This is a genomic window from Caballeronia sp. ATUFL_M2_KS44, from assembly GCF_023630965.1.
GTDB lineage: Bacteria > Pseudomonadota > Gammaproteobacteria > Burkholderiales > Burkholderiaceae > Caballeronia > Caballeronia concitans.
The window spans coordinates 91361-105907 of sequence record NZ_JALQEA010000015.1 but is presented as its reverse complement, the minus strand read 5'-3'; the positions used below and the strand labels follow the sequence as shown (position 1 = coordinate 105907).

At 64.2% G+C, this 14547-nt stretch carries 12 protein-coding genes and 2 tRNA genes; 4 read left to right on the top strand and 10 right to left on the bottom strand.

Annotated elements, in window-relative coordinates:
• Nucleotides 1-20: 20 nt before the first annotated feature.
• From lpdA to NCR39_RS08040, 3 genes are all read left to right on the top strand, one after another.
• The gene (lpdA, locus tag NCR39_RS08050; protein WP_250451725.1) at nucleotides 21-1451 is read left to right on the top strand and encodes a dihydrolipoyl dehydrogenase; all 1431 of its coding nucleotides are present in this window, start codon (nucleotides 21-23) and stop codon (nucleotides 1449-1451) included.
• An 85-nt stretch (nucleotides 1452-1536) separates the two neighbouring features.
• Entirely contained in the window at nucleotides 1537-2634 is a 1098-nt protein-coding gene (gene zapE / locus NCR39_RS08045) for a cell division protein ZapE (RefSeq protein ID WP_250451724.1), read from the top strand.
• A gap of 147 nt (nucleotides 2635-2781) precedes the next feature.
• Entirely contained in the window at nucleotides 2782-3198 is a 417-nt protein-coding gene (locus NCR39_RS08040; RefSeq protein ID WP_250451723.1) for a transposase, read from the top strand.
• A gap of 103 nt (nucleotides 3199-3301) precedes the next feature.
• Here NCR39_RS08040 and NCR39_RS08035 read toward each other — a convergent pair whose 3' ends face one another.
• The 10 genes from NCR39_RS08035 to NCR39_RS07990 all read right to left on the bottom strand — a co-directional run bounded on the left by NCR39_RS08035 (nucleotide 3302) and on the right by NCR39_RS07990 (nucleotide 11780).
• The gene (locus tag NCR39_RS08035; RefSeq protein ID WP_250451722.1) at nucleotides 3302-3766 is read right to left on the bottom strand and encodes a DUF2147 domain-containing protein; all 465 of its coding nucleotides are present in this window, start codon (nucleotides 3764-3766) and stop codon (nucleotides 3302-3304) included.
• A 104-nt stretch (nucleotides 3767-3870) separates the two neighbouring features.
• Nucleotides 3871-4656, bottom strand: coding sequence for a 5'/3'-nucleotidase SurE (gene surE / locus NCR39_RS08030; protein ID WP_250451721.1), 786 nt, complete (start codon nucleotides 4654-4656; stop codon nucleotides 3871-3873).
• Nucleotides 4657-4728: 72 nt separating this feature from the next.
• Nucleotides 4729-4968 carry a hypothetical protein gene (locus tag NCR39_RS08025; protein WP_250451720.1) on the bottom strand — a complete coding sequence of 80 codons (240 nt, stop codon included), beginning with the start codon at nucleotides 4966-4968 and terminating at the stop codon, nucleotides 4729-4731.
• 186 nt (nucleotides 4969-5154) lie between these two features.
• The gene (locus NCR39_RS08020) at nucleotides 5155-6030 is read right to left on the bottom strand and encodes a DUF1571 domain-containing protein (RefSeq protein ID WP_250451719.1); all 876 of its coding nucleotides are present in this window, start codon (nucleotides 6028-6030) and stop codon (nucleotides 5155-5157) included.
• A gap of 86 nt (nucleotides 6031-6116) precedes the next feature.
• Nucleotides 6117-7412, bottom strand: a complete 1296-nt coding sequence (locus NCR39_RS08015; protein WP_250451718.1) for an acetyl-CoA C-acetyltransferase — start codon at nucleotides 7410-7412, stop codon at nucleotides 6117-6119.
• A complete protein-coding gene (locus NCR39_RS08010) occupies nucleotides 7409-8326 on the bottom strand; it encodes a MaoC/PaaZ C-terminal domain-containing protein (RefSeq protein WP_502800189.1) in 918 nt (305 codons plus the stop codon). Before NCR39_RS08010 ends, NCR39_RS08015 begins: the two co-directional genes overlap by 4 nt.
• 2 nt (nucleotides 8327-8328) lie before the next feature.
• Nucleotides 8329-9756, bottom strand: coding sequence for a 3-oxoacyl-ACP reductase (locus NCR39_RS08005; protein WP_250451717.1), 1428 nt, complete (start codon nucleotides 9754-9756; stop codon nucleotides 8329-8331).
• A gap of 157 nt (nucleotides 9757-9913) precedes the next feature.
• Nucleotides 9914-11134 (bottom strand): MFS transporter, encoded by a 1221-nt coding sequence (locus NCR39_RS08000; RefSeq protein WP_250451716.1) that lies wholly within the window; start codon nucleotides 11132-11134, stop codon nucleotides 9914-9916.
• A 337-nt stretch (nucleotides 11135-11471) separates the two neighbouring features.
• Nucleotides 11472-11558, bottom strand: a tRNA-Leu gene (locus NCR39_RS07995).
• A 135-nt stretch (nucleotides 11559-11693) separates the two neighbouring features.
• Nucleotides 11694-11780: transfer RNA gene (locus NCR39_RS07990), tRNA-Leu, on the bottom strand.
• A gap of 255 nt (nucleotides 11781-12035) precedes the next feature.
• Here NCR39_RS07990 and rnr point away from each other — a divergent pair.
• Nucleotides 12036-14489, top strand: coding sequence for a ribonuclease R (rnr, locus tag NCR39_RS07985; protein ID WP_250451715.1), 2454 nt, complete (start codon nucleotides 12036-12038; stop codon nucleotides 14487-14489).
• Nucleotides 14490-14547 lie beyond the last annotated feature (58 nt).

The window sequence follows — 14547 nt, the reverse complement described above, 5'->3', positions numbered from 1 at the left end:
GAGAAAGACCAAGGAAAGTCATGTCCAAAGAATTTGATGTCGTCGTGATCGGCGCGGGCCCTGGCGGCTATATCGCGGCGATTCGCGCAGCGCAACTCGGCAAGACGGTTGCGTGTATCGAGAAGTGGAAGAACCCGGCTGGCGCGCTGAAGCTCGGCGGCACGTGCCTGAACGTGGGCTGCATTCCGTCGAAGGCGCTGCTCGCGTCGTCGGAAGAATTCGAAAATGCGTCGAAGCATCTGGCCGATCACGGCATCAGCGTGTCGGACGTGAAGCTCGACGTGTCGAAGATGCTCGCGCGCAAGGACGGCATCGTCGAGAAGATGACGAAGGGCATCGAGTTCCTGTTCCGCAAGAACAAGATCACGTGGCTCAAGGGTCATGGCAAGTTCACCGGCAAGACGGACGCCGGCGTGCAGATCGAAGTGTCGGGCGAAGGCGAGACCGAAACCGTCACGGCGAAGAACGTGATCATCGCGACGGGTTCGAAGGCGCGTCATCTGCCGAACATTCCGGTCGACAACAAGCTGATCGCCGACAACGAAGGCGCGCTGTCGTTCGACTCCGTGCCGAAGAAGCTCGCCGTGATCGGCGCGGGCGTGATCGGTCTGGAACTCGGCTCGGTGTGGCGTCGTCTGGGCGCGGATGTGACCGTGCTCGAAGCGCTGCCGCAATTCCTCGGCGCAGCGGACGAATCGCTCGCGAAGGAAGCCGCGAAGCAGTTCAAGAAGCAAGGCCTCGATATTCACCTCGGCGTGAAGATCGGCGAAGTGAAGACGTCTGAGAAGGGCGTTTCCATCGCGTACACGGACAACGCAGGCAACGCGCAAACGCTGGAAGCGGATCGCCTGATCGTGTCGATCGGCCGCGTGCCGAACACGGACAATCTCGGTCTGGAAAGCATCGGCCTGAAGGCGAACGAGCGCGGTTTCATCGACGTCGACGACCACTGCGCGACGAGCGTGCCGAACGTGTACGCAATCGGCGACGTGGTGCGCGGCCCGATGCTCGCGCACAAGGCGGAAGACGAAGGCGTGGCGGTGGCGGAAATCATCGATGGTCAGAAGCCGCATATCGACTACAACTGCGTGCCGTGGGTCATCTACACGGAACCGGAAATTGCGTGGGTCGGCAAGACGGAACAGCAGCTCAAGGCCGAAGGCCGCGAGATCAAGACCGGCCAGTTCCCGATGATGGCCAACGGCCGTGCGCTCGGCATCGGCAAGGCTGAAGGCTTCGTCAAGATGATCGCCGACGCGAAGACCGACGAAATCCTCGGCGTGCATGTGATCGCGGCGGACGCATCGGATCTGATCGCGGAAGCGGTGGTGGCGATGGAGTTCAAGGCGGCGTCGGAAGACATCGGCCGCATTTGCCATCCGCATCCGTCGCTGTCGGAAGTGATGCGTGAAGCGGCGCTCGCGGTCGACAAGCGCGCGCTGAACATGTAAGACGGCTCGACTTCGGGCAATAAGCATCGCAAAACGAAGGCGAGCGGATCAAACCGCTCGCCTTCGTCACATCGAACGGCAGAAGATGAACGTCACCGAATACTACGAAAACGAACTGCGCACGCGGGGCTATCAGTCGGACGAAGCGCAACTCGCGGCGGTCGCGCGTTTGCAGCGCTGCTACGAGGAGTGGGTCGCGTACAAGTCGCGCCGCTCGAACGCGATCAAGAAGTTTCTCGTGCATCCGGACCTGCCGCGCGGCGTGTACATGTGGGGCGGCGTCGGACGCGGCAAGAGCTTTCTGATGGACAGCTTCTACGCGGTCGTGCCCGTGCAGCGCAAGACGCGCCTGCATTTTCACGAGTTCATGCGCGAGGTGCATCGCGAGCTGGAAGAGCTGAAAGGCCAGTCCGATCCGCTCGACGAACTCGCGCGGCGCATCGCGAAGCGGTATCGGCTGATCTGCTTCGACGAATTCCACGTCTCGGATATCGCCGACGCGATGATTCTCTATCGCCTGCTCGACCGCCTGTTTTCGAACGGCGTGCAGTTCGTGATGACGTCCAACTACGAGCCGGACGCGCTGTATCCGGAAGGGCTGCATCGCGATCGCCTGCTGCCGGCCATCGAGCTCATCAAGCAGCATCTCGACGTGCTGAACGTCGATGCCGGGACGGACTATCGCAAGCGCACGTTGTCGCAGGTGCAGGCGTATCACTCGCCGCTCGGCGCCGCCGCCGACAAGGCGCTGCGCGCGGCGTACACGAAGCTCGCCGCCGTGCCGGACGAAAGCCCGATCCTGCATATCGAAAAGCGCGAGATCAAGGCGTTGCGCCGTGCCGACGGCGTCGTGTGGTTCGATTTCGCGACGCTCTGCGGCGGCCCGCGCTCGCAGAACGACTATCTCGAACTGGCGAGCCGCTTCCACGCGGTCATTCTCTCGGACGTGCCGCAGATGTCGCCGCGCATGGCTTCCGAGGCGCGCCGCTTCACGTGGCTGATCGACGTGTTCTACGACCACAAGGTGAAGCTGCTGATGTCGGCGGCGGTGGCGGCCGAGGATCTTTACGTCGAAGGGCCGATGGCCAACGAATTCGCGCGCACCGTGTCGCGCATCGTCGAAATGCAGTCGCAGGAATATCTCGAAACGCCGCGGCGGCAGGCGAAGGTATCGCTTACATAGGCTAATACGAGAACCAAAAACAGGCTATTAGCCAAATGGCATAAGGGTTTCGCGGGTTTTTCAAGATTAAGACCTCTCCGATTTGCCGGGTGGAAGGCTCTCGGTATCGTTCTGGCCAGTATTGGTCAGCTAATTGGAGAGAATGCCGTGAAGCCTTACCGCGATATGTCCGACGAAGAATGGCAGATGGTCGCTCCGCTGCTCCCCGAATTGCGTCCGCGCTCGGAGTTGCGCGGCCGTCCGCTGGCGAACACGCGCGCCGTGCTGAACGGCGTGCTGTGGGTGATGTACAGCGGCGCGTCGTGGTCCACGCTGCCGCGCAAGTATCCGTCGTATCAGACGTGTCATCGCCGCTTCAAGGCGTGGCACGAGTCGGGCGTGCTGTTGCGCGTGATGACGCAACTGTTCGGGCCGGCGGGCGAATCACTTTATGCGCTCATGACGTCGCGCATGCGCGTGCCGGCGGAAATGCCCATCGGCGAGGCGCAGGCCATCGCAAGCCTGCAGGACGTCGCGGCGCCGCGCGCGCAACCGGCCGACGCGCCCGTGCGGCACGCTGCGTGAAGATTGCGATGTATTGACGCGCTCTCGCGTCGATCAAAAAAAAGCCGGCGGAAGGCGCACTGTCTTCCGCCGGCTTCGTCGTTTTATCGACGCGATGAACGCTTTATTCCTGCCGCAGCCACGTCTGTGAACGCCCCAGCAGGGATACGCCGATATACCCGCGCACGACGAGCTTCTGTCCGCCGCTCTCGAGCGTCATCTTGCATTTGTACAGCTTGCCGTTTTCCGGATCGAGAATCTGGCCGCCGGTCCACGCGTCGCCGTCGCGCTTCATGCCGGTGATGATCGTCATGCCTTTGACGAGCTGATCCTTGCGCTCGTCGGTGCAGGCGGTGCAGCGCCGGTCCGGATGATCGAATTCGCCGACGCCGCGCACGACCTTGCCCGCGAGCTGTCCGTTGCCTTCGTCGACGATCTGGATGATGGCTTTCGGTTTGCCGGTCGTGTCGTCGATGGTCTGCCACGTGCCGACCGGCGTCGCCGCTTGCGCGAACGCGCCCGATGTCGTCAACGCGAAAAGCGCGCCGATCGCCACGCGCGCGCTCATGCGGCCGATGGATTGCGTCATGTCGTCCCCTCGTTCTTGTGATGACTTTTCGACGCGCGACGCAAGAATGCCGCGCGCCGACGCAGCATACGAGAAACCGCACGCCGCGTTTGGGAGTAAACGTTCTAGCCGCGCCGCAGGCCTGCTTCGAGCGTCTCGAAGGTGTTCACGGCGGTGCGGTCGAAATGCAGCGGCGTCACCGCAATGCGCCGCGATGCGACCACGGCCGTTTCGCTGTCGGGGGCGTTCTCGCGCGGGCCGCGCTGAAAGCGCAGCCAGAAATAATCGATGCCGCGCGGATCGGTTTCCGGCACGACGTCGATGCCCTCCACGAGCCCGACGCCTTGCCGCGTCACGGTCAGCGGACCGGCGGCCGAGGCATCGCAATCGGGGAAATTGACGTTGAGACACGTGGGCGCGTCGTGCGAAATGGCCAACAACTGACGGATCACGCCGGGCGCGAGCGCGCGGGCGGTGTCCCAGCGCACGTTCTCGCGATCGCTGAACGTCTGGCTGAGCGCAATCGACGGCAGGCCGAGCAGCAGGCCCGTCATCGCCGCGCCGACCGTGCCGGAGAACATGGTTTCGACGCCGAGATTCGCGCCACGGTTGATGCCGGAAAGCACGAGCGTCGGCGGCGCGTCCTTCATCAGGTGGCGCACGGCCATCACGACGCAATCGCCCGGCGTGCCTTGCACCCCGAAGCGCCGCTCGCCCTGGCGCGAAATGCGCAGCGGCGAATGCAGGCTGATGGAATGCGACGTGCCGCTCTGATCGTGCTCGGGTGCGACGACCCAGACTTCGTGCGCTATTTCGGCGGCGACGGCTTCGAGCACGGCCAGGCCGGGCGCGTCGATGCCGTCGTCGTTGGTGAGCAGCACACGCTGAACGATGGGTTCAATGGCGGACATCGCGAATCGCTCCTTCGGTCGTGAGAAAAGTATCGACCGATTATTACAGAGTTCGCGACAAGGAGACGCCGCTTAACGGACGCCGAGTCCGCGCAGCACGGCGTTGCCGTCTTCGGTGAGGCGCACTTTCGGGCCGCTCGCGTCCGGCGACACGATCTCGACGTAGCCGTATTCCTGCAGCGAAGCGACGTCGGGCGTGGCGGCGATCGCGTCGATCGGCGCGTGCAGCAGCAGGAGCAGCGTCGCGATTTCGTGATGGCTCAGAAGCCGCTTGATGACGCGTGCCGGAGACGACTTGGAACGGAGGTTCATGAGTGAACTCCTTTGTTGCATGACGATGCGCGCCGCTCGTTCATGGCGGCCGCGGTGATGTCGATGATGAAGTCCGCAAAGCGTATCGACGCATTCTTAGGCGAGACTTAAATCCTGCGCCGGCAACGTGAAGCATGCGTTACAGCGCGTGTCGGCAAGTCAGCGGACGCTTCAGAATGGCTCCGTTCAAAAGCGGTAATCGGGATTCTCGGGATCGAAGGTGAGGTCGTCGAACGGCTTCTGAACGATGTGCTCGAACACGATGCTTTCGAAGATCTCGCCGTCGTTGTCGAACGACTCGACCGTGCGAAAAAGCGGCTGTTCGAGATCGAGGCCGAGCACTTCGCGCTTCGCATAAAACGCCGGCTGGCCTTCGGGCGCGATGTACGTCAAGGCGACGACGCGCACGCCTTGAACCGTTTTCACTTCGATATCCGATGGCCGCGTGATGCCCGCGACGGCGAACTTGCGTCCCTGATCGATGAACCGCTGCGTGATGGCATCGATGCCCAGTTCGCGGATCGAATGATTCGATTGCGCGCGGGCGAGCGGGCCGTTCACCGACGCCCACATCGGAATCACGCCGAGCACGCCGCCGAGATGACCGTAGAGTTCGTTCGGGCGTTTCGAGTCGTCGTAGATGACTTCCTGGCCCGCATGCGCGCCATCGGGCAGCCATTTCGCGTAGATGCGCAGCGGGTCGCGCGTGACGCGCACGAGCATGTGATCGGCGCGCTTCGGCCATCGGCCGCCGATGCGCTCGCGCCGCAGCATCGTGAATTCGCACGAGGCGTAGCGGTCGAGGCCTTCTTGCAGATAGCGCGGCAGCGTGCGCGGATCGAGCGAGCGGAAGAGGGCGACGAGCGCTTCGTCGTCGAGCGCGGCAAGCGTGCCGTTCGCGGCGGCTTGAGAAAGCCATCGCGCTTGCGCATCGATGCTCCGAGCGCCGATCGCGCTTGCTGCGGTGGATTGAGCGCCGGCGCTTGCCGCGATCAGCAGCCAGGCGAGCACGACGAAACCGTATATCCAATGCGCAATGCGGCGGCGGCGCGCTGGCGGCATGGAATCTCCTTCGAGGGTTCGGGCGAAGCGAATTCGGCAAGTGACCGGTAAACGGCCGAGCCGCGATACTTCTTCCACCGCGCGCGTCAGCGCTCCAGCATCGCGACGACGCCTTGCCCGCCCGCCGCGCAGATCGATATGAGTCCGCGCAACGGCCGCCCGTCGCCGCGTGCGGGCGCGTTCGCGAGCATTTTCGCCAGCGTCCCGACGATACGCCCGCCCGTCGCCGCAAACGGATGCCCCGTCGCCAGCGATCCGCCGTTCACGTTCATCCGCGCCCGGTCGATCGCGCCGGGCGGCGTCGAGAGTCCGAGCGTGTCGCGGCAATATTCGTCGTCCTGCCACGCGGCGAGCGTGCAGAGCACCTGCGCGGCGAAGGCCTCGTGAATCTCGTAGAAATCGAAATCCTGCAGCGCGAGACCGGCGCGCGCGAGCATCGACGGGACCGCGTGGGCGGGCGCCATCAGCAGCCCTTCGCGTTTGTCGATGTAATCGACGGCCGCCGTCGCCGAGAACGTGAGCCACGCGAGCACGGGCAACCCGCGCCGAGCGGCCCACTCCTCGGACGCCAGCAGAACCGCCGATGCGCCATCGGTCAGCGGCGTCGAGTTGCCGGCGGTGAGCGTGCCGGCGTCGCGATCGAAGACGGGCTTCAGTTGCGCGAGCTGATCGAGCGATACATCGGGGCGCAGGTTGTTGTCGCGCGCAAGCCCTTGATACGGCGTCATCAGGTCGTTGAAGAAGCCGCGCGCGTACGCCGCCGCGAGGTTGACGTGGCTTTGCTGCGCGAGCGCGTCCTGTGCCTCGCGCGCGATCTTCCAGCGCTTCGCCATGAGTTCGCAGTGCTCGCCCATGGAGAGGCCGGTGCGCGGCTCCGCGTTGCGCGGCAGCGCGGGCCTGAAGAACATGCCGGGCCGCAGCTTCGCGAGCGCGCCGGCACGCTGACGCGCCGACCGGCTGCGATTCGCCTCGAGCAGAATCTTGCGCATGCGCTCGTTCACGCCGATGGGCGCATCCGATGCCGAATCGACGCCGCCCGCGATGCCCGCATCGATCTGTCCGAGCGCGATCTTGTTCGCAACGAGAATCACCGCTTCGAGGCCCGTGCCGCAGGCCTGCTGCACGTCGTAGGCAGGCGTTTCCTTCGCGAGCGTCGTTGCCAGCGCGGCCTCGCGCGTGAGATTGAAGTCGCGCGAATGCTTGACGACCGCGCCCGCCGCGACTTCGCCGAGCCGCATGCCGTGCAGGTCGAAGCGATCGACGAGTCCTTGTAGCGTGAAGCTCAGCATGTCCTGGTTCGATGCGTTCGCGTAAGCCGTGTTCGACCGCGCGAACGGAATGCGATTGCTGCCGATAATGCCGACGCGCCGGACTTCGTTCATGGCAGCTCCCATTCGAAGCGTCCGCGCAGATGCGGCCGCTCGCCGGCGAGATCGCGCACTTCGAAATCGCGCGCGGCGGGCGAGGGCGCGGCGCTCCAGAGCGTGGCATCGCCGGGAAGATAGAGCGGCAGCTTGAAGTCGCCGTGTGCGTGACCCGACGCGAGCGCCTTCGACGGATGCAGCGCCGCGAGCGCGCGCGCGAGCGTCCACATGCCGTGCGCGATGGCGCGCGGAAAACCGAACGCCTTCGCGGAGAGCGTGTGCAGATGGATCGGATTGAAGTCGCCCGATGCCTTCGCGTAATCGCGGCCGAGTTGCGCGGGCAACTGCCATCGCGCTTCGCGCGCGAGCAGCGCAACGGGTGCTTCGGATACGTCAGCAATGCGCGGCAAATGCGCGGCGCTTTCGCTTCTGGCGCCGCGTTTCAGATAGACGCTGTCGCCGTCCCAGACCGCTTCGCCGCGCCGATAAATACGCGTGTGCAACGTGAACGCGTGGCCTTTCTGATGCGGCACGATCGGCCCGCATTCCACTTCGATCCGCAGCCGCTGTCCGGCGGCGAGCGGCCTGCGCAGACGCACGCTATTGGCGAGATGCACGATGCCGAGCGCCGGCCAGGGAAACGACGGATCGGTGAGCATCATCAGATGCAGCGGAAACGCGAGCACATGCGCAAACGTGAGCGGCACGCCATGCTCGGGGATGAAGCCGCACGCGCGCGCGTAGCGCCCGATGTGCCCCGCGTCGAGCAGCACATCCGGGCGCACGAGCCGCAGCGCGGGCAGTTCGAGCGTGCGGCCGCGCCGGAACAGGCCGGGCAGCGCGCGGCCGTAGAGCTTCGCGGGCGGCGGCAGCGTATCGACGACGACGGTGCGCGCGCGCTGCATCGGCGATGCGTGCATGGGCGTCTGCATCGTCAGGCTCCGATGAGGCTCTGGCCGCACACGCGCACGACGTTGCCGGTGATGTTCGCGCACGCCGGGCTCGCGAGCCACGCGACGGTCTCGGCGACATCCACGGGCAGGCCGCCTTGTCCCATCGCGTTGAGGCGTCGTCCGGCTTCGCGCGCGGCGAAGGGCATGCGCGCGGTCATCTGCGTTTCGATGAAGCCCGGCGCGACCGCGTTGATCGTGACGCCGCGCTCGCGCAACACGGGCGCCATGCTCTGCACGCGGCCGATCACGCCGGCTTTCGACGTCGCGTAGTTCGTCTGTCCGCGATTGCCCGCGATGCCGCTGATCGACGACACCGCCACGATGCGTCCGCCCGCGCGCAGCAGATTCTGCGCGAGAAGCGCATCGTCGATACGTTCCTCGGCGAGCAGGTTGATGTCGAGCACGCTGGTCCACATGTCCTCGGTCATGCGCGCGATGGTCTTGTCGCGCGTGATGCCCGCGTTATGCACGACGATATCGACGCCGCCCGCCGCAGCGAGCGCCGCCGCGATCTCGGCGGGCGCGTCGGCGGCGGCGATATCCGCGATGAGCGCGGCATGCGCGCCGCCCGATGGCGACGTGTCCTCGATGGAGAGCATGGTCTGGTCGAGCGCATCGCGGGCCGCTTCGACATCGAGTCCGGTGACGATCGCGCCGTGCTCCGCGAGCACCTTCGCAATCGCAGCGCCGATGCCGCGCGCCGCGCCCGTCACCATCGCGCGCTGGCCGGCGAGCGGCTTCGTCCAGCTTGCGGGCGCGGCGGCGGGGCCGTCGATATGCACGACCTGGCCCGACACATACGCCGAACGCGGCGACAGGAAGAAGCGCAGCGCGCCTTCGATATCGCCGCCGCCGGCCACGTAGAGCAAATTCGACGTGATGCCGTTGCGCGCTTCCTTGCCGAGCGAGCGCGTCATGCCTTCGAGCGCGCGTTGCGCGGTGGCGGCGCGCGGACTGGCGCAAGTCGACGGCGGCCGTCCGAGCACGACGATGCGTCCGCTTTTCGCGAGCGAGCGCAATGCGTCGTGGAAGAACGCGTACAGCGCGTGCAGCTCGCTGCTTTCGGCGATGCCGGTTGCATCGAAGATCAGCGCGTGAACGCGATTCGCGGGGCCGGTATCGGCGGCGCGCGGCGTGAAGCGCCCGCTCATCGCACCTTGCCGATGCGCAAGCGCGAGCCAGTCGGACGCGCTGTCATGCGCGACGCCGGTCATGCCGATACCGGTGAGCACGCGCATGAGTTGATCGAAGAGCGCCGGCGACGGCCCCGCGCCGATGGCAGCCATGCCGGCGAACTCGGCTTCGTCCGCGCGATGGCGGCGCAGCACCTCGGGCTTCGGCAGCCCGAGCGCGCGGGCGATGCTCGTGCCGAAGGGCGAATTGACGAAGTCGAGATAGCGGTCTTTCATCGATTCATTTTCGAGCGGCGATCGGGAAGGGACGCTGCGTGAGCGCCCGATGCGGTGCTGCAATGAATCGAGGATACCGAAGTCTGACGGAGCGCGTCAGTGTTTGGCGTGCGCTCGTCGGCTGAGCCTGCCGCGCCGACGAGCGATTCGCCCGGCGCTACCCGGTGGCGCCGACTTCCTGCGCCGAGCGCGTCATATCGATTCCCCGTCGCTCGCGGCTGAAGAAAATCAGCGCTGCAATGACGACGGCGACCGTTCCCGCGACGATCGCCATGGCAAGACCGTAGTTATTTCCATGCGATGCCGCAATGCTGGCCTGCATCGTCGCGTTGATTGCCGCGAGCAGATTGCCGAGTTGATAAACCAGTCCCGGAAATGTCGCGCGAATTTCATCCGGCGATATTTCATTCAAATGCACGGGAATAACGCCCCAGGCGCCTTGCACGGAAATCTGCATCAGGAACGCGCCAATTGCGAGCGCGACCGGCCCCGCCGAAAATGCCCACAGATAAAGCACCGGCAACGCAATCAACGCCGCGATGAAAATAGCGAGACGCCGGCCGATTCGCTCCGACATCGCCCCGAAAAACAGCCCGCCGACAATCGCGCCGATATTCAGCACGATGGTAATAATCGACACCGTGTGCGGATCGAAGTGATGTTGTTCGCGCAAGAAAGTCGGATAAAGATCCTGCGTGCCATGCGAAAAGAAATTGAACGCGGTCATCAGGATGATCGCGTAAAGCGAAAGCGTCCAGTTTTGCTTGAGCGTGGCGAGCAGGCCGGGGCGCTCGCGCTTTTCCATCGCGCGCCAGGCGGGCGATTCGGGCACGTGCGCGCGCACGTAGAGCACGAGCAGCGCGGGCGCGACGCCGACGAAGAACATGCCGCGCCAGCCCACATACTGATAAAGCACGCCGAAGACAATCGACGCGAGCAGATAGCCGCTCGGGTAGCCGGCCTGCAGCAGTCCCGAAACGAAGCCGCGCGCTTTCGGCGGCACCGTTTCCATCGTGAGCGCGGAGCCGACGCCCCATTCGCCGCCCATCGCGATACCGAATAGCGCGCGAAGCACGAGGAGCGTCATCAGATTCGGCGATAAGCCCGAGAACAATTCCAGCAGCGAATAAATCGCGATATTGATCATCAGCGTCGGACGGCGGCCGAATTTATCCGCGAGCCGGCCGAATATCAGCGCGCCGACGGGACGCATTGCAAGCGTCAGCGTAATCGCGAATGCGACTTCCGGAATCTTGGTATTGAACTCGGCGGCAATGTCCTTCAATACGAAAACCATCAGGAAAAAATCGAATGCATCCAGCGTCCAGCCCAGATAGGCCGCAATCGTCACGTTTCTTTGTTCTCGGGTCCAACTCATCGCCTGGGTCTCCAGTTCGGTTTTTGATTAATCAGCGTTGAGATGCGGCCAGCGTTGATCCGGCAAGCCGTATCGGCGCGCGATCGAAGCGCACGACCGCGCGGGCAGGGACGAGTGTACGCCGCCGATTAATCGCGCGCTGAAGCGCGAAAATAACTCGAGACTTAAATGAATAACGCGATGCAGAAATGATTCATTCTGCTTTCTTCTCGTCGAATATTAAAATTAAAACGAAAGGACGACGAAGAAAATTGGAAGCCAAAAACAAAAAGCCCCACGACTGCGTGGGGCTGATTGCGGCGCTGTCGCGCGTTCGCGTGTTTCGCGAGAGGGACCTTGGTGCCCAGGAGAGGACTCGAACCTCCACGGTGTTGCCACCGCTAGGACCTGAACCTAGTGCGTCTACCAATTCCGCCACCTGGGCCAAGGGGTACAACGAGCCCGCCATTTTAGCGGGAAGCCAGACCGTGTCAACTTCCGTTTCACGACTGGCCGGAGACAAAAACAGGGTCTCCGCATAAATAGAAAACGCCACCCGAAGGTGGCGCTTTCAAACATCTGGTGCCCAAGAGAGGACTCGAACCTCCACGGTGTTGCCACCGCTAGGACCTGAACCTAGTGCGTCTACCAATTCCGCCACCTGGGCAAGGTGCGTTTTTGCTCGTGTTCAGCAGCAAAGAACGCCATTGTAGCGTGTTTCGAAGCCCTGTCAAGCGCTTCTTGCGCACGTTTGTCCGGGCCGGTGTTGTACGCGTCGCGCGGGGCCAATCGGTGAATAGGTCCATCGAAGCCTGGCGGGATCGCGTATTGCACGGTGTTAGAATCGTTTCGACGATTGCCGCTCGACTCGCGGCAAAACACGGCGAAAGTTCCGTTCAACGAGAAGAACATTATCAAGCCCTTGAGCAAATATCCGTATCCGATTCCCAGCCGCGAAGAAATCCTCGGTGTGCTGCGCACGAGCGAGACTCCGCATGCCGCGAACGACATTGCCGAGGCGCTGTCGATCAAGCGCCAGGAGCGCGAAGGCTTCTTCAAGCGACTGGCGGCCATGGAACGCGACGGGCAAATCCGCCTCGACAAGCGCGGCCACTATCAACTCACGCATCCGTCGAATTTCGTTGCGGGCCGCGTGCAGGGCCATCGCGATGGCTTCGGCTTCCTGATTCGCGACGACGGCCAGGACGATCTCTTCCTGCCCAACGGCGAAATGCAGAAGGTCATGCACAACGATCGCGTGCTCGCACGCATCGTCGGCTATGACCGGCGCGGGCGGCCCGAAGGCCATATCGTCGAGGTCACGGAGCGCGCGAACAAGCGCATCATCGGGCGGCTCATCAACGAGAACGGCGCACTGATTCTCGTGCCGGAAGACAAGCGCATCGGTCACGACATTCTCATCACGCAGAACCCGAAGAAGGCGAAGGTCGGGCAAGTGGTGTCCGTCGATCTGACGGATTTCCCGAGCCGGCATTCGCAGCCGCTCGGGCGCGTGGCCGAAGTGATCGGCGATATCGACGATCCCGGCATGGAAATCGAAATCGCCGTGCGCAAATACGGCGTGCCGCATCAGTTCAGCGATGCCGCGCTTAGCGCTGCCGCGAAGCTGCCCGACGAAGTGCGGCCGGCGGATATCCGCCATCGCGTCGATTTGCGCGATGTGCCGCTCGTGACGATCGACGGCGAAGACGCGCGCGATTTCGACGACGCCGTCTATTGCGAGCCGATTACCGTCGGTCGCGGATCGGGCTTCCGCCTGCTGGTCGCGATCGCGGACGTATCGCATTACGTGCAGCCGGGCGAGGCGCTCGACGTGGACGCGCTCGATCGCAGCACGTCGGTGTACTTCCCGCGCCGCGTGATCCCGATGCTGCCGGAGAAGCTCTCCAACGGTCTCTGTTCGCTGAATCCGGATGTCGACCGCTGCGTGCTCGTGTGCGACATGGTCATCACCGCGCGCGGCGAAATCAAGGCGTATCAGTTCTATCCGGGCGTGATGCATTCGGCGGCGCGGATGACTTACACCGAAGTCGCAGCGATCCTCTCCAACACGAAGGGCCCCGAAGCCGCGCGCCGCGCCGAGCGCGTGCCGGACCTGCAGAACCTGCACGGCGTCTTCAAGGCGCTGCATGCGGCGCGGCAAAAGCGCGGCGCGATCGATTTCGATACGACCGAGACGTATATCGTCGTCAACTCGCAGGGCAAGATCGAGCAGATCGTGCCGCGGCATCGCAACGACGCGCATCGGCTCATCGAAGAATGCATGCTGGCCGCGAACGTCTGCGCGGCCGATTTTTTGAAGCGCAACAAGCATCCCGGTCTGTATCGCGTGCATGCGGGGCCGACCGAGGAAAAGCTCGAGAATCTGCGGCAGTTTCTGCGCGGCGTCGGCCTCACGCTCACCGGCGGCGACAAACCGCACGCGAGCGATTACGCCGCGCTCATCGCGCAGATTCGCGACCGGCCCGACGCGCAGATGCTTCAGTCGATGGTCCTGCGCTCGATGCAGCAAGCCGTCTACAGTCCGGACAACATCGGCCATTTCGGGCTCGCGTATGAAGCGTATGCGCACTTCACGAGTCCGATTCGCCGCTATCCCGACCTGCTGACGCATCGCGCGATCTACGCGATTTTGCAGGGCAAGAAGTATCTGCCGGATATCGGTCACGATGTCTCGCTCAGCACGGGTCTCACGAAAGCGGCGCGCGAAATGCAACTCGCCGACGACACCGCGCGCGGCCGCTCGCGCAACAACGTCGCGGTGTGGGAAGAACTCGGGCTGCATTGTTCGTCGAACGAGCGCCGCGCCGACGAAGCCTCGCGCGACGTCGAAGCGTGGCTCAAGTGCTATTTCATGCGCGACAAGCTCGGCGAGGAATACGGCGGCATGGTGAACGGCGTGACGTCGTTTGGCATCTTCGTGCAGCTCGATTCGCTGTTTATCGAAGGGCTCGTGCACGTCACGGAACTCGGCTCCGACTATTTTCAGTACGACGAGATCAAGAACGAGCTGCGCGGCGAACGCACGGGCATCCGCTATCGCATGACGGATCGCGTGCGCGTGCAGGTGAGCCGCGTCGATCTCGATGCGCGCAAGATCGATTTCCGCCTCGTGCGCGATACGCCGGTGAAACCGGCGCCGCGGCCGTCGTCGTCGGAGCATGGCGCGTCGAGCGGCAACGGTGCGGCGGGTCCGCGCATCCGTTCCTTGAGCGACGACGATACGCCGGGCACGCGTCAGCGCGGCGGCACGAAGAAGGGCGCGCCGGCGACGGCGCGTAGCGGCGCGGCGAAGAAACGCGGGGCGGCGTCGAAGTCGGCGGCGCAGCCGAGGCCGGCGCGCAAGAAGCGCTGACGGAGCGCACCAGGCGCCCGAAGCGCCGCCGGTAAGTCAATACATTACGCGCGGTCCG

Excerpts from the sequence above, each read along its gene's own strand:
- lpdA (WP_250451725.1), top strand. The coding sequence starts at position 21 with ATGTCCAAAGAATTTGATGTCGTCGTGATCGGCGCGGGCCCTGGCGGC.
- zapE (WP_250451724.1), top strand. The coding sequence starts at position 1,537 with ATGAACGTCACCGAATACTACGAAAACGAACTGCGCACGCGGGGCTAT.
- NCR39_RS08035 (WP_250451722.1), bottom strand. The coding sequence starts at position 3,766 with ATGACGCAATCCATCGGCCGCATGAGCGCGCGCGTGGCGATCGGCGCG.
- surE (WP_250451721.1), bottom strand. The coding sequence starts at position 4,656 with ATGTCCGCCATTGAACCCATCGTTCAGCGTGTGCTGCTCACCAACGAC.
- NCR39_RS08025 (WP_250451720.1), bottom strand. The coding sequence starts at position 4,968 with ATGAACCTCCGTTCCAAGTCGTCTCCGGCACGCGTCATCAAGCGGCTT.
- NCR39_RS08020 (WP_250451719.1), bottom strand. The coding sequence starts at position 6,030 with ATGCCGCCAGCGCGCCGCCGCCGCATTGCGCATTGGATATACGGTTTC.
- NCR39_RS08015 (WP_250451718.1), bottom strand. The coding sequence starts at position 7,412 with ATGAACGAAGTCCGGCGCGTCGGCATTATCGGCAGCAATCGCATTCCG.
- NCR39_RS08010 (WP_502800189.1), bottom strand. The coding sequence starts at position 8,326 with ATGCAGACGCCCATGCACGCATCGCCGATGCAGCGCGCGCGCACCGTC.
- NCR39_RS08005 (WP_250451717.1), bottom strand. The coding sequence starts at position 9,756 with ATGAAAGACCGCTATCTCGACTTCGTCAATTCGCCCTTCGGCACGAGC.
- NCR39_RS08000 (WP_250451716.1), bottom strand. The coding sequence starts at position 11,134 with ATGAGTTGGACCCGAGAACAAAGAAACGTGACGATTGCGGCCTATCTG.